The organism is Corynebacterium hansenii, from assembly GCF_030408795.1.
Taxonomy (GTDB): Bacteria; Actinomycetota; Actinomycetes; order Mycobacteriales; family Mycobacteriaceae; genus Corynebacterium; species Corynebacterium hansenii.
In genome coordinates, this window is sequence record NZ_CP047211.1 from 2,422,726 (window position 1) to 2,443,842 (window position 21,117).

A 21,117-nucleotide genomic window follows, 5' to 3' on the forward strand; every position below is an offset into this window, starting at 1 on the left:
CACCGCCGCCCCCGGGGGAAGCGCCGCGTTTTCGCGTGCCCGCGGGCCGTCCCGTAAATTACGGGGTTCCGTCAACATCCGCTGCACCGCCGCGAACGCCGCCCGCGCTCCACCCGAGCCCGGCCCGCACCCCGGAGCAGCGCCCCGCCGGCCATCGCTCGGCGCCTCGACACCCCGGAGGATTTCATGCGCAGGAGAACCGTCTCCACCGCTCTCGCAGGTTTCGCAACGGCTCTCGCCATGACCGCGCTCGCCGCACCGGCGCACGCGGAGCCGGCGGCCCCGGCCGGGGGCAACGTCGTCACCTTCGGCGATTCGGTCGTCGCGAATCCGCCGGAACTCTCCAACCTCGGCGGCGTCCGCCTCCTGAGCGCCAACAGGCACACCTGCAACCGCGGCGAGCATCGCTTGGCGACGGAACTCGCCTCGATCACCGGCCGCGACATCGACGATTACTCGTGCCCCGGCGCCACGGCGAGCGACTCCGATTTCCGGAAGCACTTCGGCGAGCAGGTCGACCGGGCGATCGCGGCCGGCGACCTCAATGCCGACACCACGCACGTCACGCTGCTGTTCGGGTTCAACGATTCCTACAAGCACGTGCCGCCGCTGTCGTCGGGCGCGTTCGGCCGCGACGTGGGCCAGCGGGTCGAGGACATCCGCGCGCACGCCCCCAACGCGCGGATCATGGTCATGTCGTACCCGACGCTCTCGGACGAAAACGGCGACGCCTGCTTCATCCACGCCAACGCGCTGGCGCCCTTCGGCGAGGCCGGTGAACTGCGGACGCCGATGCCGCCGCTGGTGACGGCGGAGAACGCCCTGCACAAGGCCCAGCGGGAGACCGCGGCGGAGCACGGCGCCGAGTTCGTCGATCTCCGCGCCGCGACCGCCGGCCACGGCCTGTGCGCGCCGGACGAGCAGCGGTACGTGTCGGGCTACATCGACGACCAGCAGGAGTACTACACGGCGTCCCACCTGACGCATCTGGGCGTCCGCGAAGTCGCGAAGATCATCGCCGGCCGTCTCTGACGGTGCGAACGCCCCTTGGGCCCCGACCGCCTCTGACGGTTTCGTCGGCGCGGCCGGCGCCGACCCCGCGGCCGGCGCTCAGCCCTTGATGCCCTTGACGCGCCGGCCCAGCTCGCGGGTGATCTCGCGCTCTTCGGTGCGGCGCTTGATGTCCTGGCGCTTGTCGTAGTCCTGCTTGCCGCGGGCCAGGCCGAGCTCGACCTTCAACCGGCCGTCCTTGAAGTACAGGGACAGCGGGACCAGGGTGTTGTTGCCGTCGCGCGTCTTGCCGATCAGCGAGTCGATTTCCGCCCTGTGCAGCAGCAGCTTTCGGTTGCGGCGCGGCGGGTGGTTAGTCCAGTTGCCGTGGGAGTACTCGGGGATGTGCAGCCCGCGGAGCCACACCTCGCCGTCGTCGATGGTGGCGAAGGCGTCGTTGAGCGAGGCGCGGCCCTCGCGCAGCGCCTTCACCTCGGTGCCGACGAGCACCACACCGCACTCATGGGTTTCCAGGATGGTGTAGTCGTGCCGGGCGCGACGATTCGTCGCGATCACCGGGTTCGCCGATGCGCCCTTCTTGTTGGACTTCTTTTTTCCCATATCCCGCGCCATCCTAGTCGCTGCGCGAACACCGCCGGCGGCCACCCGGACGCTTCCCGCCGCTCACCGGAATTTCACCGGCCGCTCACCGGCGCCTCATGTTCCATCCCCCCGAAAGATCGCCCCCTGACGGGGAAAGCGATGAGTTCCCGGGCTTTGCGACGGCCACCCCCAGCCGGGGAAATGCGAAAGTTCCCCGAGAAACGGGGATGAATCGGCCACTCCGGTTCCCGGCGATTTCCGGCGGCATCCCGCGTCACCCCCGCAACGGCGCCGACGCTGGGATTTCACGTTCCGGCCGCTCCTCCCCCGTCGTCAAGCAGAAGTGAAGCCACCCGCCGTCCCGCACGGGGGCACCCGCCGCAACCGCGCGCCCGGCCGCACCACCGAACCGGGAATTCCGCGAAAGTTCCCGGCCAATCGGGCCCATGCGCTGGGTTTTTCGTGAATGGCGATGACTGTGAATGGCAGCTTAGGATTTTCGCCGTCCAACATGCCCGCCTCGGGGATCGTCCCCGCCGCGGGCCCGAACACGGCAAAAAGGAACAGCGACGAATGCCCATCACCATCACGGCGCCGACCGAGGACCAGCTCGGCGCAATCGTCACCGGCTTCGACGTCTCCGCGGCGACCGACGAGGAGTTCGCGGCGATGAAGAAGGCGGTGTACGACCACCGGCTGATCGTCATCAAGGACCAGCAGGACATCTCCCCGTCCGGCTTCGTCGAGCTGGGCCGCAAGCTCGGCACCGTCGTGCCCTACTACGAGCCGATGTACCACCACCCCGAGGAGCCGGACATCTTCGTCTCCTCCAACGTGCCCGTCGACGGCAAGCGCGTCGGCGTGCCGAAGACCGGCAAGTTCTGGCACGCCGACTACCAGTTCAAGCCCGAGCCCTTCGCCTTCACCATCTTCGCCCCGAAGATCCTGCCCGAGGGCAACCGCGGCACCTTCTTCATCGACATGGCCCGCGCCCTGGAAAAGCTGCCCGCCGAGCTGGCCGACGCCGCCCGCGGCACGCACGCCACCCACTCCGTGCGCCGGTTCTTCAAGATCCGCCCCACCGACGTGTTCCGCCCGCTCGGCGAGGTCGTCCGCGAGGCCGAGGAAACCAGCCCGCCGACCACCCACCCGACCGTGATCACCCACCCGGTGACCGGCGAGGAAATCCTCTACATCTCCGAGGGCTTCACCGACTCCATCGCCGACGCCGACGACGAGAACCTGCTCCACGACCTGCTCGAGGCCGTCGGAATGCTCGACGAGACGTTCACGCACCCGAACATCCTCAAGCACCCGTACGTGCCCGGCGAGATCGTCATCTGGGACAACCGCGCCCTGTGCCACCGCGCGCTGCACGTCACCCACGACGGCCCGGCCGCCTCGCACCGCCTCACCGTCCTCGACGAGCACCCGCTGTCCGTCACCGACTGACGACGCCCAAGTTCCCCCACTCCCCCGACCGCCCACGGAGATTCCCGATGACCGCCACCACTGCGCACGATCCCGATCGCGCGGCCGCCCCGGCCGGCGCGACCGTCCGCACCGACGACGACGCCCTGTTCCACCGCTGCATGGACCCGTACCGGGCCAAAGGCTGCATCTACCTGACGTCCAGCGAGGTGGAGGTGCGCGCCGATCGTCCGGTCGAGGGGGTGTCGGAGGAGGCCGGCCCGGCGGGCATCGTCGGCCGCGGCACGTTCCGCATCGGCGAGTCCTGCTACATCGACGACACCGGGCACTTCAACGCCGCGGAGTTCGTCATCTCGTACAACCAGCTGATGTACATGTCGCTGTGCGAGGCCGTGGCCTCCGGCGAGAACCCGATCTTCGCGGGCTGGACCATCGACGATTACTGGGAGCGCCAGCTGCCCGACGTCCTCATCCAGCAGCTGGACACCCGTTACTCGCGCCCGGTCAACGCGCGCGACTACCGCGCCGAGTTCCGCGTGACGGGAATCGACGGCTCGCGGCTGGACCGGGGGATCCTGAAGCTGCGCACCGAAGTCGAGTTCACCGACGACGACGGCGGCCGCGCCCGCGGCAAGGTCCTCCTGGCCCTGACCAACGCCCCGGCCGCCGGCATCGAGTCCATCCGCGCCATCGCTTCCCTGCCGGACCACCCGGTGCCGACGCCCCTCAACGGCGGCACGCCCAACCGCCCGGCGGCTATCGGCGGTGCCCGATGAACGCCCCGCTGCCCGGCGCGGTCAGCGTCATCGTCCCGTCGATGAACGAGACCGACAACCTCGGCCACCTGCTGCCGCGCATCCCCGCCGAGTACGAGGTCGTCGTCGTGGAGGGTTGCGACCTCGACTACACCCGCGAGTTCGTCCGCGCCCTCCGCCCCGACGCGACGGTCATTTCGCAGACCCGCCGCGGCAAGGGCAACGCGCTGCTGTGCGGGTGCGAGGCCTCGTCCGGCGAGTACCTGATCATGCTCGACGCCGACGGTTCGGCCGATCCGGCGGAGATCCCGGCGTTCGTCGATGCGCTGCGCGGGGGCGCGGACATCGCGAAGGGGTCGCGCTACCTGCGCGACGGCGGTTCGGACGACCTCACCGTGCTGCGCTCGGGCGGCAACCTCGGGTTCACGGTGCTGACGAACCTGCTGTTCCGCACCCGTTTCACCGACCTCTGCTACGGCTACAACGCCTTCACCCGCGACATGGTGCCCCGGTTCGAGCTGCCGGTGACCGGCGACCGCGGCGGCGCGAAGTGGGGCGACGGCTTCGAGATCGAGACGCTCTTCGCCTGCCGAGCCGCACTGTCCGGCGCGACGATCGTCGAGGTGCCCAGCTACGAGTACGACCGCGTCCACGGCACGTCGAACCTCAACGCGTGGCGCGACGGCAAGCGCGTGCTGCGCACGATCGTGCACGAGTGGCTGACGCATCATGGCCGCCGCCTGCGCCGCATCGCAGAGAATCATCCGCCGGAGCCGGAGATGCCCAAGACCCCGCCGCCGCCCCCGGGCCGGCCGGCCGCCGCCACCGACGGTTCGGTTGCCCCGGGTGGTTCGGTCGCGGCGGGTGGTTCGGTCGCCGCGGTCCCGACCGGGGACGCGAGGTGAGCCGGGCGGGGCTGCCCGGCGCACTGCTTCACGACGTCCCCGCCGTCCCGTCCCCCGCCCTCGACGTCGTCGTCTGCGCGCACGACGAGGGGCGGTTGCCGCTGCTGCGCGAGTGCGTGGCGGCGGTCGTCGACGGGCTGGGCCCGGCCGACCGCCTGTTCGTGGTGTGCGATCACGCGCCGGTCGTGGCGTCGGCGATCGCGGCGGACCCGGTGGTCCGCCGCGCCGGCGGGCAGGTGTCCATCCTGGTGAACGAGGGCGCGCCCGGTCTCGCGGCGGCCCGGAACACGGGTGCCGCGGCCGGGTCGAATCCGGTGGTGTGCTTCATCGACGACGACGCGGTGCCGCGGCCCGGCTGGGCGGCGGCGGTGCGCGGTGCTTTTGGCCGGGATGCGTCCGGGCACGGCTCGAACGTGAATGCCGGCGGCGGCGAGATCGTCGCCGTCGGCGGTGCCGTCCACCCCCGCCACCTCGACGAACGCGGCGAGGCGATGGCGGCTCCGGCGTGGTTGCCCTCCGAGCACGGGTGGATCATCGGATGCGACTACTCGGGGTTGCCCGGCGACGGGGCGGACATCCGCAATCCCATCGGCGCGGCGATGGCCATCCGCCGCGACGCACTGGAGGCCGCCGGCGGTTTCGACGAAACCCTCGGCCGCGTCGGCGCGAACGCCGCCGGAGCCGAGGAGACCGAGATGCTGCTGCGCATCCGCTCGCTCGTCCCCGGTGCGCGGGTGCTGCGCACGACGGGCTTCGCCGTCGATCATGCCGTGCCCCCGGCCCGCCGGACGGTCCGGTACCACCTGGGCCGGGCGTTCGGCGAGGGCCGGTCGAAGGCGCGGCTGGCGTCGGCGCCGCACGGCGACGTGTCCTCCGAAAGCGGCCATTTGGCCGGGGCGATCCCGAGGTCCATCGCCGCCGGGCTGCTGGGTCCGGTGCGCCGCGATGCGGCGGGCCCGCTGCGCGCGGGGCTGTCGGCGGCCGTCGTCGCCGCCGCCGGGCTCGGCTTCCTCACCGGTCGCACGGGCGCGGCGATGCCGGGGGCGAACCCGGCCGAAAACCGCACCGGAAGGCCGGTCACCGGCTCGCCCGACGTCTCCGTCGTGCTGTGCACCGATGGTCGTGGCCCGCATCTGGCGCGGGCCATCGGCGCCCTGCTCGCGGGCAACGACCGGACACCGCCGCTGGAACTGGTCATCGTCGACAATTCCACTTCGGCGGACCTCCACGCCCGGCGCGACGTCGCCGATGCCATCGGCGACGACCCGCGGGTGCGCATCGTGCGCGCCCCGGTGCGCGGCCTGTCGCGGGCGCGCAACGTCGGCATCGCGGCGGCGCGCGGCGCCATCATCGCCTTCACCGACGACGACACCATCGTCGACGGCAATTGGGTCGCCGAACTCGCCGCCGGCTTCCGCGGGCCCGACGGCGCCGACGACCCCGCCATCTGGTGCGTCACGGGCCGCACCACCGCGTACGACGTCGACACCGACGTCCACCGCTGGTTCGAGGAGGCCATCAGCTTCGACAAGGGCCCGGTCCCGCGCAGATGGACCCTGCTCGGGGGCCGCCCGACCGGCGGGCTTTGCGACGACCCCGCCGTCTCCCGCCCTCCGCTCTACCCGTGGCCCGCGGGCTGCTTCGGATCGGGGAACAACATGGCGTTCCGTGCGTCGGCGTTCCGCAGGGTCGGCGGCTTCGCCGAGGAACTCGGCGCCGGTCGCGCGACCCGCGGGGGCGAGGACCTGGACATGTTCCGGCTGATCATCCTCTCCGGCGGCGACATCGCCTACCGGCCGTCGGCGGCGGCCCGCCACCACCACCGCGATTCCCTGCCGTCGCTGCGCGGCCAGATGTTCGGCTACGGGTCCGGCATGGCCGCGTCACTGGCCCGCTGCGCGCTCGACGATCCCCGGCACGCGGCCGAAATCATCCGGCGCGTTCCGTCGGGTCTGCGCCAGCTCGTCGGCATGCGGACCCGCGGCGCGGCCCCGGACCGCGAAACGGAGCCGACCGCGCGGGAGTCGACGTACCCCACGTCGCTGCTGCGCACTGAGCTGATGGGGTACCTGCTCGGCGTGCCGCTGCTCATCGCGGTGCGCGCCGCCGACGCCGCCGGAGTGTTCGGGGTCGGCGCTTCCGTATCCCCCATGACCGCATCCCCCTGCCCTCATCCCCCAAACCCACATCCCTCAAACCGACATCCCCCATGCCCACAGAGGAGGTTCGCCGATGACCGGCGCCGACAGTTCCATCGCCGGCCAGGCCGGCCACCCGACCGACGTCGATGCGCGCGATCCCGCACGCGACCCGGGACGGGCGGCGGCTCTCGCCACCGCGCGCGACTCCCCGGCCGATCCGCTGGTGCGGGCGGGCGTCGTCACCGGGCTCGTGTCCTCGGTCGTTCTGCCGCTGCTCGCGTGGTGGGCGCCCGGCGGCGGTCTCGCCGCGCTGGCGGCGACGTTCTTCGCGTTCACGGCCGCCGGCCCGGGCCTCGCGGCGCTCGCCGTCGGGCGCTCCCGCTCACTGTGGGCGGCCACGGCGCCGGCGACGTCGCTGGCCACCGTGATGCTGGCCAGCCTGGCGCAAATCCTCCTCGACGCTTGGTCGCCGCCGGTGACCGCGACGGTCATCGGCATGATCGGCGCCTTCGCCTCGGTCGAATGGCTGCGCCGCCACCCGCGGACGGGCTCCGCGGATCCCGCAGGCGCCGTCCGATCCCTCCGCCCCGACGCCCTCACGGTCGTCACCCTCGCGGTGCTCGCCGTAGCGCTGGGGATGTGGGTGTGGGCGACCGGCCGCATCGAGCTCGACGACGCGGGGGCCACGGGCCTCATCGGCGTGCTGCCGTGGCAGTGGTTCGCCGCGCTCGCGCTCATCGCCGGCATCTTCGCCGTGCTGCTCGTGCCGGGGCTCGGGCGTTCGGGCCGGGTGCGCCACGGCCTGCTGTTCGCCGCCGCCGCGTCGGCCGCGATCATCGTGACGCTGACCGTCAACGTCGCCGACGGCGGCGGCGTGTTCGGCACCGGCTACGTCCACGTCGGTTTCGCCGACGCCATCGACCACCGCGGTGCCCTGCTTCGCGGCTTCGACGCCCGCTTCAGCTGGCCGTCGTTCTTCACGGCAGTCGCCGCCATCGGCGCGTGGGCGGGCCTGCCCGACACCTCGGCGATGGTCGTGTACCACCCGGCCGTGCTCATGGCCTGCTACCTGCCCGCCATCGCGGTGATCGGCCGCGCGCTGACCGGTTCGGCCCGCGTCGGCTGGCTCGGCGCGCTGCTGTTCGTGTTCGCGAACTGGGGCCAGCAGGACTACTTCTCGCCGCAGTCGACCGCGCTGCTGCTCTACCTGGCGGTCACCGCCGTCGTCCTCCACGAGATGTCCCTGACCTGGCGGGATCCGGCGGTCGCCCCGGCCGCCGGGACGACGGGCGGTGAAGGAGACGTCGTCAAGCGGGGCCGCATCCGCCGTGGCGCCGCCGCCTTCGCCGCAATGGTCCGCCGCACCCCCGCGGCCCCGCCGGGCTGGACCGGCCGCACCGTCCTCGCGGTCGAGGCGCTGCTGCTCCTGCTGGCGGCGGCGCTGGTCACGCAGCACCAGCTGACCCCGGTGGCGCTGATCATCGCGCTCGGCGCGTGGTCGCTGCTGGGCCGCACCCGGCACCGCGGACTGTGGTTCGGCGTCGGGGTGGTGTTCGCCGCGTGGTTCGCATTCGGCGCCTACGACTGGTGGACCGGCCACCTCGGCATTCTGCTCGAGGGCCTGGGCAAACCCGACCAGGCGCTGGCCAGCGGCCTCGCCGACCGCGTCCGCGGCGACGCCACCTACGTGGCCATGCAGAGGTTCCGCATCGGCTGGTCGGCGATCCTCGCCGCCGGCGCGTTCATCGGCTGGCTGCTGCTGCGCGGGCGGTTCCCGCTGGCCGCGGCGGCGGTGCCGGTCATCGCGCCCGCGTCGCTGGTGCTGGGCCAGAGCTACGGCGGCGAAATGGTGCTGCGCGTGTTCCTGTACGCCAGCCCGTTCTTCGCGGTGCTCACCGCGCATGCGCTGGTCCGCGGCCTGGGACGGGTCGCGGGCCGGGGGCTTGACGACGCCCGCCGCGCCGACGGGACGACCGGCGCCTCCCCGGACCGTCCGGGCACGAAGGTCGCAGCGAAGGCCCCGGGGACGGCGCGTGCGAAGGCCCGCGAGGCGGTGGCCGTCGCCGCGATGGCCGTCGTGCTCGCGGTCGCCGGCGCCATGGGCATCACCGCCCGCGGCGTCAACGTCGCCTTCGAGCGCACGCCCTCCGACGTGCTCGCCGCCGCCCGCGAACTCCTCGACATCGCGCCGTACCGCGCGACGGTGCGGCCGCTGGCGTTGGAGGGCTCGCTGCGCGTCGGGCGCGTGGGCGAGATCCACCATCCGCCGTCGAGGACCGACCCGGATGCGTCGGAGTTCACGAACCTCATGCGCCAGGCCCCGGGCTACGTCTTCCTGACCTCCACCCGCGAGGCGTACGAGCGCATCGTCAACGAGGCCCCGGAGGGCTACTACGCCGACATCGCGCGACGCCTGGAGGCGTCGGGCCGCTACCGCATCGTGCTGCGCACCGACCACGTCATCGTGCTCGAGCGCAACGCCAGCGACGGCCGCGCGCTGTCGGAGAACCCCGGCGTCGGGGCCACCGAGCCGCGGGACCGGGTCGAGGAGCCCGCCGCACCCGAAGCACCCGGCGACGCGGACCCGGCGGCGGGCGCCGTCGCAGCCGCGCCCGAGACGGAAGGAAACCGATGATGACCGAATTCCTCATCACCTGGGGAGCCGCGCTGCTCACCGCCGCCGCATTCGCCGGGTACGCCGCACTGGCCGTGAACCGCGAGGTGCGCGGCCCGGGCCGCCGTGACCGGGCGACGCCGCGCGGCCGGTGGCTGACCGCGGCCGTCGCCGTCACCGCCATCGCGTGCGCGGCGGCCCTCATCCTGCGATTGGCGGAACTGTCGTGACCGCACCGAAGTTCATCTCCTCCCTGCGCGGCAACATGGCCGCGCCGATCGCCGCGCTGGGCGTCGCCGTACTGTCGCTGGCCGCGTCGGTGGCCGTCCCGCCCCGGCCCCAGCTTCCCGACGACGCCCACGGCGACCAGGCCATCGCCGAAACGGTGCGCCCCCACCTCGACGGGGTGCGCCGCGAAGTCGCCGCTCTGGTCGTCGACCGCGACGGGGCCCGCGAGGCCCTGTTCGGCACCACGGCGACGACGCCGTACTACATCGGATCGGTGACCAAGCTGTTCACCATCGAGCTGTACAACGAGTCGGTGCGCCGCGGCGAAGTCGCCCCGGACACCACGCTCGGGTCGCTGCTGCCGATGGAGGATTCCCCCGCCGCGATGGTCACGCTCGACGAACTCGCCCACCACGAGGGCGGCTTCGGCGAATGGGGAGCCGACGACGACTTCCGGCCCGGCGTCCGCGACCGGCTCAGCGCGCGGTTGCTGCACACCGAGCCCCGCGAGCACACGACCATCGACGAACTGTACGACCGCGCCCGCCGCGACCCCCTGACCGGGCGCGGCAACTACCATTACTCGAACATCGGCATCGCCCTGCTCGGCCACGCCCTGGCCGAGGCGGCGGAAACGACGTACCCGGAGCTGCTGAAGGAACGGCTGCTGGAGCCGCTGAACATGCGGTACACCGGGTTCCCGGGCCCCGACAACCTGAACCCGCCGCGCGGGTTGGAGGCGGACGGCGCCCATGCGCCCGTGTGGGATCTCGGCGCCTACGCCCCCGCCGGCGGTGCGGTGTCGACGCTGATGGACCTGGGGCTGTTCGCCCGATACGTCGCGTCGTCGCCGGATCCGGATGTCGGGGCGCCGGGTTCCCGTGCGGTCCACCGCGGCTTCCGCGTCACCGGGCTCGACGGCCGCCGGGTGCTGACGAAGGTCGGCACCGTCGCCGGTTTCCAGGCCGTCGTGCTGGTCGACCCGGAAGCCGGGCGCACCGTGGTGATGCTGTCCGATTCGTGGAACGCCATCCTCGACGCCGCCCAGGCGCTGATGTCCGACGAGAATGCGAGGCAACCGTGACCGATTTCCCCGTGCGCTCCGATGAGCCGGAGCCCTCGGAGCTCCGGGAGCAGGCCAATGGCCCGGCGTCCTCCGACTCGGGCGCGCCGCCGCGGGTCAGCGTGGTCATGCCCTTCGCCGACGCCGCCGCGTACCTGCCCGGCGCGCTGGCCGGGCTGGCCGCGCTGAGGTACCCCGATCTGCGGTTCATCCTGGTCGACGATGGTTCGGCCGACGGGTCGGCGGAGTTGGCCGCCGAGTGGGCCGCCGCCCGCGACGATGCGTCCGTGGTGACCATGCCCGAACGGGGCGGCGTCGCCGCGGCCCGCGACGCCGGGGTGGCCGCCGCCGACGGCGAATACGTGTGGTTCTGCGACGCCGACGACGAATGGGACCCCCAGATCGTCGCGCGCCTGGCGGAGGCCGCGCCCGCCGACCTGGTGTGCTGCCGCGCGGTGCGCCACGAGGCGGGCGGCCGCGTCCAGGTGATGGAGGGCGTCGTCCGCGATGCCCGCCTCGATTCCGGGGAGCTGGCCGAAGCGCTGCTGTCCGGGCTGGTCCGCGGGTACCTGTGGAACAAGCTCATCCGCAGGGAGGTGCTCGCGGCGGCCATCGCCGACGCCGCCGCGCGCGACCGGTTGAGCAGCCAGGACGACTTCCTGCTGTTGCTCGACATCGCGCGCCACGCCCGTTCCGCGGTGCTGATCCCCTTCATCGGCTACCGCTACCTGGAACGGCCGGGATCGATCTCGACGGGGTCGACGCTGCGCCTGGCGAACACCGCGGCCTGCGCGGAGGCGGCGCTCGAGGAGCTGCCGCCGCGACTGCCCGCCCGGCGGTCCGGCGCGCCCGTGACCGCAGCGGGGTTCCGCACCTGGTTCCACCTCGTGCCCTGCCTGGCCACGCCCGTGCACCAAAAATGGCCGGGCGGGGAAGTGGCGAGGGTCCACGGGGAACTGCTGCCCGAACTGACCCTGCGGGGGCTCGCCGACGCCTGGCGGATGGGCCACCGCCGCGTCGCCGTGCACGGACTCGCGTTGAAGGTGCTCGGCCCCGCCGGCGCATACCCGGCGGCGTACCGGGTGCTGCGCGCGGGCATCGATGGATTGGCGAAACTGCCGGTGATGGGCCGATGACGGATATGGACCGGCGCCGGGCTCTCCCGCGCCGCGGGTTCCTGGGCGCGCTGGCATTGTTCGGCGTCGCCGGGGTGATCTCGGCACAACCCGCCGGGTGCACGCCATCGCCGGGCAGCGGCGGCGACGGGGCCCCGGGCTCCGGCGCCGCCGCGGCGGGGGCCGCCATCGGACCGCCCCCGCCGGGGTGGCGGGAGGTGTTCCGCGACGAGTTCGGCGGCGAGTCCCTCGGCTCGCATTGGGAAGCGTTCAACGGCAAGCCCAGCTCGGATCCCCACGTCCGCTGGGTGTCGTCGATGGCGAAGGTCGAAAACGGGTCCCTGGTCCTGTCCGGCGCCCCGGCGTACGGGGGTTGGGCGACGGGCGCGGTGTCGGGGTGGCGGATGCCGCGCACCCACGGCCTGTACGAGATCCGCATGCGCGCCATCCCCCACCGGGTGCTCAGCTACCACGTGCTGCTGTGGCCCGCCGACGACAACTGGCCCCCGGAGATCGACCTCGCCGAGGGCTACCGCGCCGACCGCTCCCGCACGGATGCGTTCCTCCACTGGCGCGACGCCGGCGGGGAACGCCGCAAGCGCGGCTACCAGGTGCGCGTCGACGCGACGAAACCCGCGACGTGGGCCATCGAATGGTTGCCGGGGTCGGTGCGCCTGCTCGTCGACGGCGTGGAGTTCGCCCGCGCCGACGGCGATCCGGTCCCCGATCGCCCGATGTGGTTCGGCATGCAGATCGAGGCCCGCGCCACCGTCGAGGGCACCGGGGCGCCGGCGGACAACGGGGTGACCCGCCACACCGGCGCGCCGCTGCCGCAGTACACGGTGCCGGTGCTGGAAGTCGACTGGATCCGGATCAGCGAACCGGCCGGGGCGGTGCCGCCACCGCCGAGTACAGCTCCTCCAGCCTGACCACGCACCGGTCCATGTCGAAGGCCGCCATCGCCCGTTCGCGGGCACGGCGGCCCATGTCCCGGCGCAGATCGTCGTCGGCGAGCAGCCGGGCGAGGTCGCGGGCCGGCGCCGCATCGTCCCCCGGCTCGCCGAGCAGCCCGGTTTCGCCGTGGGCGACGGCCTCGGCGATGCCGCCGTGCCGCCGCGACACCACCGGCGTCCCGGCGAGCGCGGCCTCCAGGAAGACCTGGCCGAACCCTTCCGAATCGCCATCGGGGGCGGTGCGCGACGGGCCGCAGAACACCTTCGCGGCGGCCATCTCGGCGTCGACGCGCGCCGTCGGCAGCGCTCCGGTGAAGGTCACCGATTCCCCGATCCCGAGCTCCCGCGCCAGTTCCCCGAGTTCGGCGCGCAGGGGCCCGTCGCCGACGATGCGTGCGCGCACCGGGCGCCCCAGCGCCGCCTCCACTTCGGGGATGGCGCGCAGCAGATCATCGACGCCCTTTTTGGGCACCAGCCTGCCCACGAAGAGGATGTCGGTGGTCCGCTCGGCATCGGATTGCCCACCATCACCCCGCTCGCCCGCTTCCGCCCCGGCGCCGCGCAGCCGCACGCCCGTGTGCACGACCACGGGTTCGGCCGCGCCCAGTTCGCGGGCGCGATCCGCGATGAACCCCGACACCGCGACGACGGCCGCCGCCCGCGCGAGCACGCGCCGGGTGCGCCACCGGTACACCGCCCCGGCAAGGCCGCGGCGGGCGGGCAGCGACGTGACGTCGTAACCGTGGCAGGTGACCACCAGCGGCAGCCCCGCCCGCCGCGCCGCGCGGGCGACCAGCCACGCGTCCTTGGCGAAATGGGCGTGGACCAGCCGCACGCCTTCGTCGTCGCGCAGCCTCCGCAGCTCCCGGGTGATGCGCGGCGCCACGCCGGTCATGTCCGCGGCGAGCAGCGCGGCGCGATCGCGGATGGTGCGGTGCTCCGGCGCGTCGGGCGGGGCGGCGTCGTAAAGCACCAGGTCCGCGGGCCGCGCCAACGGCGAGGCGACGCGCAGCGCGCCGACTGCCACCGGCCGCCAATTGGTGAGGGCATCCGCCTGGTCGCGGATGAACGTCTCCGAACCGGGCAGCAGCTGGGCGCGGAACACGGCGACCGCGGGCTTGGCGACGCCGCCCTCCCCCGTCACCGGCGTCCCCGCAGGGCTTCGCCGAGCATGACGCGCAGGGGCACGGCCGCGGCGAGGAGCACGCCGACGTCGTGGACCAGGTACGCCCAGCCGACGCCGACGATGCCGTGCTCCGGCAGCCACGACCACGCCAGCCAGACGAGCACGACCGCGCCGATGAGCTGCACCATCATCGGGTACGCGATGCGCCGGTAGACCTTGGCCAGGGCGCCGTAGACGAACGCCGGGCCCGAGATGAAGTGCGCGACGCCCATGAGCACCAGCAGCATCGTGCCGGCTTCCGCGTATTCGGCGCCGTAGAGCAGCAGCGCCACCGGGCCCAGCGCGCCGACCGCGATGAGGCGGAACAGGCTCGCCGCCGTGGCGATGCGCAGCAGCGACCGAGCCGCCGCCGCGAGATCCGACCCCGGGCGGGCGGCCTCGGCGACGAAGGGGCCGCCGATGATGCTCATCAGCATGATCGACGCGGCGACGACGATCCACGCGATGTTGAAGTACGCGGCCTCCGCGAGACCGAGCCTGCGCTCGACCATCAGCGGGATGAACAGGCCCGGCAGCACCTGGCCGATGATCCAGCCGACCGACGTGGCGAAGTACGCCGCCAGCTCGCGGCGCGGCGGCAGATCCGGCTCGCCGTCCGGGTCGGCCTCGCCACGCTCCGGCGCCGGGGCGGGTGCGGGCACCGGGATGCTTCCGGCGGCCCGCAGCGCACGGCTGCGGCGCATCGCCAGCGCCACCTGCGCGGCGATGACCAGAACCGCCGCGGGCACGACCCAGGAACCGAGGATCGCCACCGCGGACGGTCCCGCGCCGTCCCCCGCCCCATCCCCGGTGCCCGTTCCCGGGCTCGCGGCGCCGCCGAATGCGGCGGCGCCGAGCACGGCGACGAGGCCGAGTTTCACCACGGCGTGGACGATGTTCTTCGCCGCCGCCCACCGGCCGAGGTGCAGGCCCACGAGGACCGAGTCGTAGAGGGCGAACATCGTCAGCGCAACCACCGACGCGACGTACGCCGGGGCCTGCCAGGGCTCCGACAGCAACGCCCCGGTGGGCCAGAACGCGACGAACGAGCCGGCCGACGCCGTGGCCAGCGCCGCGACCACCACGGTGGAACCGACGATGGCGCGACGCCGCAGCCGCCCGCAGACGGGCAGGAAACGCTCGAGCATCTGGCCGAACGCGAGAATCGACGCGCTGGACAGGACGATGCCGGCGTTGATCAGCGTGGAGGCGCGGCCGACCTCCTCGACCGGGTACAGCCGGGTGGCGACCATCCAGTAGACCAGCCCCAACACGGCGTTGAGGCCGCTGGAGATCATGAGGGCGACCGAGTCGACCGCCATCGCCGAGGGCCGGCGGATGCGGTCGACTAAGCCGCCCGTGCGGCGTCCACTGATGGTCGAAGGCACATTCAGACCATAGCGACGGCCTCTCGCACCAGGTCGCGGGCACCCCCGGATGCCACCTCCGGGAGCGCGCGCCTACGATTCCCGGGTAGCCCGGATCGGCCCGCACCCGCGCGCCGTGGCCGCATCCCGGGGCGAATCCCGGGCCGATTCCACTGCCCGCATCCCATCTTCGAACCCCAGCCCGCCGCGCGCGCCCGCCCCGGAAGGAACCATGTCGGACGTCGAAGCCCCCATCACCCCGGTGGAGCACGCCATCGCGAAGGCCTGGTCGGAGGTGATCGGCATCGAACCCATCGGGCGCGGCGACCGCTTCTCGGACTTGGGCGGCACCTCGCTGGGCGCGGAGAAGACCCTCATCGAACTGCGGCGCGCGCTGGGCCGCGACCTGGGGGCCGACCTGTTCGCCGACGACCCGACCGTCGCCGAACTCGCCGAGGCCATCGACGCGCGCTGCGCCGAAGAGTTCCGGGGCAATGCGCCGACGTGCACGAAGCTGTCCGACGGGCCTCTGACGGGTGGCGCGGGTGGTGCCGGCGACGACGATTCCGCCACCGGAATCGCCGACGCCGCCCCGCCGCCGGTGTTCATGTTCGCCGGCGCGGGGCCTCCGCCGTCGGCTTCCTGCCGCTCGGCGCCGCACTGTCCGGCCGGCGCGAAAGCTGGGCGTTCCACGCCCACGGCTTCCACTCCCGGGGACTGGCCGACCCGACGCTCGGCGCCCACGCCCGCCGGCACCTGCGCGACATCCGGCGCATCCAGCCGACCGGCCCCGTGACGCTGCTGGGCCACTCCTTCGGCGGGCACATCGCCATGGAATGCGCCCGGCGCCTGGCCAAGGAAGGCCGCGAGGTGGAGAAGGTCATCCTCCTGGACACCATGCTCGCGGGCGACGGCCAATCGGTCGCCGACATCCGGCTCGCCGCCGGCAACACGACCGGCGAGTGGGTCACCGCATCCCACGACGCCGGCGAATGCGGGGCGGCCGAGTCGTCGGCAAGCAGCGGGCCGTCGGCAAACACCACGCCCGCCGGTGACGCACCCGCCGAAATCGCCGCCGCGCCCGCTGCGCCCGCTCCACCTCCGCTGACCGAGCGCCTGCGCACGCACTGGCGCATCCTCACCGCGGGCCTGGCGCGCCACGAGCCGGTCACGCAGCAGGCGGTGTTCTGGGAACACGCCATCCGCATCCAGAACCGCATCAAGCTCACGGGCACGCCGCCGAACACGGTCGTGCTGGTCACGGACGAAAACGAGATCATGGCCGACCGGTGGGCCGCGCTCGACCCCGCCCCGCGGATCGTCCGCATCCCCGGCGACCACCTCTCGCCGCTCAACGACCCCGCCGCGCTGCGCACCATCGCCGACGAGATCACGGGGGCCTAGGGGGCACGTCCGGCCACACCCCGGGAACCGCCCGCCAACCCCGGGACGGGGTACCGCCCGGCGCGATCCGGGCATCGCCGGGAACCGGTTTCCCGGTGGAACCGACTGCTATTCGTATGGGCGGGCACCGCCCGCAACGGACACGCATCGAGCGAAGCAGCGGCATTCCGCGGGCGGCGACGGACCGTCGGAAAGCACCCCGGCGCGCACCCGCCGCCGACGGCCGAGGCCGGCTCACGAGAACCCAGGAACGCGCATGATCTACCTCCCCGAACTGACCACCCTGGCCGAATCCCTCGACCACCACGCCGCCACGCGCCCCGACCACCGCGCCGTGCTGATGCCCGACGGCACCGCCGTCACCTACCGGCAGCTCGACGAGAACTCCGGGCGCGCCGCGGCGGGGCTGGCGGCGCTGGGCGTGGGCGAGGGGTCTCGGGTGGCGTTCATCGGGAAGGAGCACCCGTCCTACTGGGAGACGCTGTTCGCGTGCGTGCGCCTCGGTGCCGTGCTCGTGCCCGTGAACTGGAAGCTCACCGCCGAGGAGGTCGACCACATCCTCGCCGACTCCGGCGCCGAGGTGGTGCTGCTCGACGAAACCCACCCGCTGCGCAGGACCACCGGGGCCACCGAAATCGCCAGCTCACCCGGGCACTGGGACTCCTGGCGCGACGCGAACCCGCTGCTTTGCGACGTCCTCGCAGACGGCGGCGAGACCGCATTCACGCCGACCCCGGACACCCCGATGGCGCAGATCTACACCTCCGGCACCACGGGCCTGCCCAAGGGCGTGGTGCTCGCCCACCGCAGCTGGTTCGGCATGCGCAACGCCCTGGGCGAGGCCGGCGAGGACTGGATCGCGTGGGACGAGGGCGACATCTGCCTGGTGGCCATCCCCGGCTTCCACGTCGGCGGCATGTGGTACGCGACGCAGACGTTCAACGCCGGCCAGACCGTGTTCTCCATGCCGGACCTCGAAGCGGGGGCGGCGCGCGACAACATCCGCCGCCACGGCATCACCCACGCCATCTTCGTGCCCGCCATGATGGCGTCGATCGTGGCGCTGCCCGGGGTCTCGCCCGCGGACTTCACCACCTTGCGGCGCGTGATCTACGGCGGCGCGCCGATCGGCGACTCCGTGCTGGAGAACTGCACGCGCATCCTCGACGCGAAGTTCTCGCAGATCTACGGCCTCACCGAAACCGGAAACACCGCCATCTGCCTGCCGCCGGACCAGCACTACCCCGGCTCGCCGCGGCTCAAGGCCGCCGGGCGGCCCTACCCCGGATTCGGGCTGCGCATCGTCGGCGCGGACGGCGAAGAGGTGCCGCAGGGCGAGGTCGGCGAAGTCCACCTGCGCACCCCCAACCGCATGGTCGAGTACTGGAACCTCCCCGAGGCGACCGCGAAGACGCTGGTCGACGGGTGGATCCACACCGGCGACGCGGGCTACGTCGACGAAGAGGGCTTCCTGTTCATCCACGACCGGTTCAAGGACATGATCCTCGTCGCCGGCGAGAACGTGTTCCCCGCCGAGATCGAGAACGTGCTCGCGCGGCACCCGGAGGTCGGCGACGCCGCCGTCATCGGCATCCCCGACGACACCACGGGCGAGGCCGTGATGGCCTTCATCGAGCCGAAGCCGGGCGCCGAGGCACCGACCACCCGCCGCCTGCTGCTGTTCCTGCGGCAGCACCTGGCCAACTTCAAGCTGCCCACGCGCTGGGAGATCGTCGAGAGCATCCCCCGCAACCCCTCCGGGAAGATCCTGCGCCGCGAGCTGCGCCGCGAGTTCTGGGACGACCGCGAGCGCCAGGTGAATTAGCCGCCATGCCCCGGCAGGTGGCGACGCCGCTTGCCGGGGCATCACCACGCCCCGCACGCCGCACCCGCCGCCCATCTGACGGGCACAGCGCCGCCGCTCGCTTAACCCACCCCGAATGCGCAGACCCACCCGCTGCAACGGGTGGGTCTGCCAATTCGGGGTGGGTCAACCCGGAAGAACACGATGGCCGGGCACCATTCGGGGTGGGTCAAGCCGGAAGAACACGATGGCCGGGCACCATTCGGGGTGGGTCAACCCGGAAGAACACGAAGGCCGGGCACCATTCGGGGTGGGCCGGCGAGGCCGGAACGGCGCCCCGTGATTGTGATTCACGCCTCATTCGATAGTTTGGAGTGGGTCCGCCGGGAGCAGCGGACGATCTTGCCCGGGAACTTCCCGGGACCGTGAACGCACACCGACATCGGGCGGCACCCGGGACGACGGGCGGCGCCCCCGAGCCAAGGAGCGACCATGACCACCGACACCGGCGACAAGGCCCGGGGCCGAAGGCGGGGAGGAACCGCCACAGCCGAAGGGAGCGCCCGCCCGGCGGACGCCGACGGCGGGAAGAACGGCAACGGAAACGGCGGGAACGGCCGCAACGGGGACAAGCCGAAGGGCTTCCTGGCCACGCTGGAGAGGGTCGGCAATGCGCTGCCGAACCCGTTCTGGCTGTTCGTGATCCTGGCGGGCGTGGTCATCGTGTCGTCCTGGCTGGGCTCGATGGCCGGCATGTCCGCAAAGGACCCCGGCACCGGCGAGACCATCGAGGTCCAGAACCTCATGACCGCCGAGTACCTGCAGAAGATGGTCACCGACGCGGTCGACAACTTCGTCACCTTCGCGCCGGTGGGCCTCATCATCGTGTGCATGCTCGGCGTCGCGGTCGCCGAATACTCCGGTTTCATCGGCGCGGCGATCCGCGCCGCGGTGGCGAAGGTGTCGTCGCCGATGTGGCTGACGTTCGTCGTCGCCCTCGCCGGCGTCACCGGCTCGGTCGCCTCCGACGCCGTGTACGTCATCCTCATCCCGCTGGGCGCGGCGGCGTTCCGCGCGGTCGGGCGCAATCCGATCGTCGGCGCGATGGTCGCGTTCGCGGCGTCGTCGGCGGGCTTCAACTCGTCGCTGGTGCTCAACATCACCGACGTGCTGCTGGCCGGCATCTCCACGTCGGCGGCGCAGATCGTCGACGGCGAGTACGTGGTGTCGCCGCTGGCCAACTACTTCTTCTCCATGTCCTCCGCGATCGTGCTGGCCGCCATCATCACGGCGGTGACCGAGCTGTTCATGGTCAAACATGCCCGCCGGACGTTCGACGAGGGCGAGATCAACTACGAGGCCGCCGCGTTCACCAAGCCGGGCGACGCCGACGACGAAATGAGCGGCGACGACTCCGCCTCGGCCGCGAACGGCGGCGCGAACGGCGGCGGGAACGGCGGCGGCGCCAACGGTTCCGCGAACGGCGACGCCGGGGACGGGTCGTCGGAAAGCACGGGCGAAACCCGCTCCGAGGAGGAGCTGCGCGAGCACCTCGAGCTCGATCCGAAGGAGGTCAAGGCCCTGAAGGTCGCCGGCCTCGCGGCGCTGGCGACGATCGGCGCGTGGGCGGCGCTGCTGTTCATCCCGGGGTCGCCGCTGCGCGGTGAGGGCGACGGCATCCTCAATTCGCCGCTGCTGACCGACATCGTGGTGCCGATTGCGCTGCTGTTCGCGGTGGTGGGCATCGCGTACGGCCTGGTCATCGGATCGATCCGCAAGTCGGAGGACATCCCGAAGTTCATGGAGAAGGGCCTGGGCACCCTCACCGCGATGATGGTCCTGTTCTTCGCGGTCGCGCAGTTCACGTCGTACTTCTCGTGGTCGAACCTCGGCCAGTGGACGGCCATCCGCGGCGCCGAGCTGCTGACCCGCGCGGATCTCCCGCCGCTGGTGCTCTTCGCGGCGCTTGTGCTGATGGTGGCGGCGCTGAACATGTTCATCACGTCGGGCTCGGCGCAGTGGGCGTTGATGGCGCCGGTGGTCGTGCCCATGCTCATGTACGTGGACATCGCCCCGGAGGTGTCGCAGATGCTGTTCCGAATCGGCGATTCGCCGACGAACATCATCACCCCGATGTCGCCGTACTTCGCGCTGGCGCTGACGTTCCTGCAGAAGTACTACAAGCGCGCGGGCGTCGGCACGCTGATGTCGCTGACGCTGCCGTACGCGATGGCGATGCTGGTGGGCTGGTTCCTGTTCTTCGTGGTCTGGTACCTGGTGGGCATTCCGCTGGGCCCGGGCGTGCCGGTGCGTTAGCCGCGCCGGCCCCGCCGCCGGGGCTTTTCGCTTGACGACGGGCCGGCCCGCTCCAGTTCATGGTGCGGGCCGGTTTTTTCGTGCGCGGATCCGCCGGGGTCGGGGGGCGCGGGAGACGGTGCGCCGGGGCGGTGCGCAAGGGTGGTGCGACGCCGCTGCACACTTGCTCCCGAACCTGCTCCGGCACAGCTCCCACACCCGCTCCGCCGCAGCTCCGCGAGATTTTCCCCATACCCCGGAGACACCCCTATCTTAAAGTGTTC

Annotated in this window: 16 protein-coding genes and 3 pseudogenes; 15 read left to right on the plus strand and 4 right to left on the minus strand. The window is 72.5% G+C overall.

Annotated elements, in window-relative coordinates; translation table 11 throughout:
* The first annotated feature begins 186 nt into the window (after positions 1 to 186).
* Positions 187 to 1,032 (plus strand): GDSL-type esterase/lipase family protein, encoded by an 846-nt coding sequence (locus tag CHAN_RS10710; RefSeq protein ID WP_290289646.1) that lies wholly within the window; start codon positions 187 to 189, stop codon positions 1,030 to 1,032.
* Positions 1,033 to 1,110: 78 nt separating this feature from the next.
* On the opposite strand, the gene smpB is transcribed toward CHAN_RS10710, so the two are convergent.
* Positions 1,111 to 1,611 (minus strand): SsrA-binding protein SmpB, encoded by a 501-nt coding sequence (gene smpB / locus CHAN_RS10715; RefSeq protein ID WP_048741255.1) that lies wholly within the window; start codon positions 1,609 to 1,611, stop codon positions 1,111 to 1,113.
* Positions 1,612 to 2,166: 555 nt separating this feature from the next.
* Between smpB and scoE the strand changes: the two genes are divergently transcribed.
* The 4 genes and pseudogenes from scoE to CHAN_RS13705 all read left to right on the plus strand — a co-directional run.
* Positions 2,167 to 3,045 (plus strand): (3R)-3-[(carboxymethyl)amino]fatty acid oxygenase/decarboxylase, encoded by an 879-nt coding sequence (gene scoE / locus CHAN_RS10720; protein WP_290289650.1) that lies wholly within the window; start codon positions 2,167 to 2,169, stop codon positions 3,043 to 3,045.
* 47 nt (positions 3,046 to 3,092) lie between these two features.
* Positions 3,093 to 3,800, plus strand: a complete 708-nt coding sequence (locus CHAN_RS10725) for an FcoT family thioesterase (protein WP_290289651.1) — start codon at positions 3,093 to 3,095, stop codon at positions 3,798 to 3,800.
* The gene (locus tag CHAN_RS10730; RefSeq protein ID WP_290289653.1) at positions 3,797 to 4,684 is read left to right on the plus strand and encodes a glycosyltransferase family 2 protein; all 888 of its coding nucleotides are present in this window, start codon (positions 3,797 to 3,799) and stop codon (positions 4,682 to 4,684) included. The genes CHAN_RS10725 and CHAN_RS10730 overlap by 4 nt, the downstream gene beginning before the upstream one ends.
* Before the next feature lie 116 nt (positions 4,685 to 4,800).
* Positions 4,801 to 5,013: pseudogene (locus CHAN_RS13705) on the plus strand (hypothetical protein); the annotation flags it as partial.
* 215 nt (positions 5,014 to 5,228) lie between these two features.
* Here the strand turns inward: CHAN_RS13705 and CHAN_RS10740 are convergent.
* A complete protein-coding gene (locus CHAN_RS10740) occupies positions 5,229 to 5,393 on the minus strand; it encodes a hypothetical protein (RefSeq protein WP_290289657.1) in 165 nt (54 codons plus the stop codon).
* Positions 5,394 to 5,841: 448 nt separating this feature from the next.
* On the opposite strand from CHAN_RS10740, the pseudogene CHAN_RS13710 reads away from it, so the two are divergent.
* The 6 genes and pseudogenes from CHAN_RS13710 to CHAN_RS10770 form a co-directional block, all read left to right on the plus strand.
* Positions 5,842 to 6,060: pseudogene (locus CHAN_RS13710) on the plus strand (glycosyltransferase); the annotation flags it as partial.
* An 856-nt stretch (positions 6,061 to 6,916) separates the two neighbouring features.
* On the plus strand, positions 6,917 to 9,460 hold the full coding sequence (locus tag CHAN_RS10750; protein ID WP_290289661.1) for a hypothetical protein: 2,544 nt from the start codon (positions 6,917 to 6,919) through the stop codon (positions 9,458 to 9,460).
* Complete coding sequence (locus tag CHAN_RS10755; protein ID WP_290289662.1) at positions 9,457 to 9,669, plus strand: hypothetical protein; 213 nt, start codon at positions 9,457 to 9,459, stop codon at positions 9,667 to 9,669. The genes CHAN_RS10750 and CHAN_RS10755 overlap by 4 nt, the downstream gene beginning before the upstream one ends.
* Positions 9,666 to 10,751 (plus strand): serine hydrolase domain-containing protein, encoded by a 1,086-nt coding sequence (locus CHAN_RS10760; RefSeq protein WP_290289664.1) that lies wholly within the window; start codon positions 9,666 to 9,668, stop codon positions 10,749 to 10,751. The genes CHAN_RS10755 and CHAN_RS10760 overlap by 4 nt, the downstream gene beginning before the upstream one ends.
* Entirely contained in the window at positions 10,748 to 11,866 is a 1,119-nt protein-coding gene (locus CHAN_RS10765) for a glycosyltransferase family 2 protein (protein WP_290289666.1), read from the plus strand. Before CHAN_RS10760 ends, CHAN_RS10765 begins: the two co-directional genes overlap by 4 nt.
* Positions 11,863 to 12,774 (plus strand): glycoside hydrolase family 16 protein, encoded by a 912-nt coding sequence (locus CHAN_RS10770; protein ID WP_290289668.1) that lies wholly within the window; start codon positions 11,863 to 11,865, stop codon positions 12,772 to 12,774. Before CHAN_RS10765 ends, CHAN_RS10770 begins: the two co-directional genes overlap by 4 nt.
* On the opposite strand, the gene CHAN_RS10775 is transcribed toward CHAN_RS10770, so the two are convergent.
* Both CHAN_RS10775 and CHAN_RS10780 read right to left on the minus strand, forming a co-directional pair.
* Complete coding sequence (locus CHAN_RS10775; protein ID WP_290289670.1) at positions 12,719 to 13,942, minus strand: glycosyltransferase; 1,224 nt, start codon at positions 13,940 to 13,942, stop codon at positions 12,719 to 12,721. The two genes, CHAN_RS10770 and CHAN_RS10775, sit on opposite strands and share 56 nt — an antisense overlap.
* Positions 13,939 to 15,351 carry a lipopolysaccharide biosynthesis protein gene (locus tag CHAN_RS10780; RefSeq protein WP_290289672.1) on the minus strand — a complete coding sequence of 471 codons (1,413 nt, stop codon included), beginning with the start codon at positions 15,349 to 15,351 and terminating at the stop codon, positions 13,939 to 13,941. Before CHAN_RS10780 ends, CHAN_RS10775 begins: the two co-directional genes overlap by 4 nt.
* A 211-nt stretch (positions 15,352 to 15,562) precedes the next feature.
* On the opposite strand from CHAN_RS10780, the pseudogene CHAN_RS10785 reads away from it, so the two are divergent.
* The 4 genes and pseudogenes from CHAN_RS10785 to CHAN_RS10800 form a co-directional block, all read left to right on the plus strand.
* Positions 15,563 to 15,781, plus strand: a pseudogene (locus CHAN_RS10785) (phosphopantetheine-binding protein); the annotation flags it as partial.
* A gap of 53 nt (positions 15,782 to 15,834) precedes the next feature.
* Positions 15,835 to 16,734, plus strand: coding sequence for a thioesterase domain-containing protein (locus tag CHAN_RS10790; RefSeq protein ID WP_290289674.1), 900 nt, complete (start codon positions 15,835 to 15,837; stop codon positions 16,732 to 16,734).
* A gap of 256 nt (positions 16,735 to 16,990) precedes the next feature.
* Complete coding sequence (locus CHAN_RS10795; protein WP_290289676.1) at positions 16,991 to 18,559, plus strand: long-chain-fatty-acid--CoA ligase; 1,569 nt, start codon at positions 16,991 to 16,993, stop codon at positions 18,557 to 18,559.
* A 471-nt stretch (positions 18,560 to 19,030) separates the two neighbouring features.
* On the plus strand, positions 19,031 to 20,854 hold the full coding sequence (locus CHAN_RS10800) for an AbgT family transporter (RefSeq protein ID WP_290289677.1): 1,824 nt from the start codon (positions 19,031 to 19,033) through the stop codon (positions 20,852 to 20,854).
* Positions 20,855 to 21,117 lie beyond the last annotated feature (263 nt).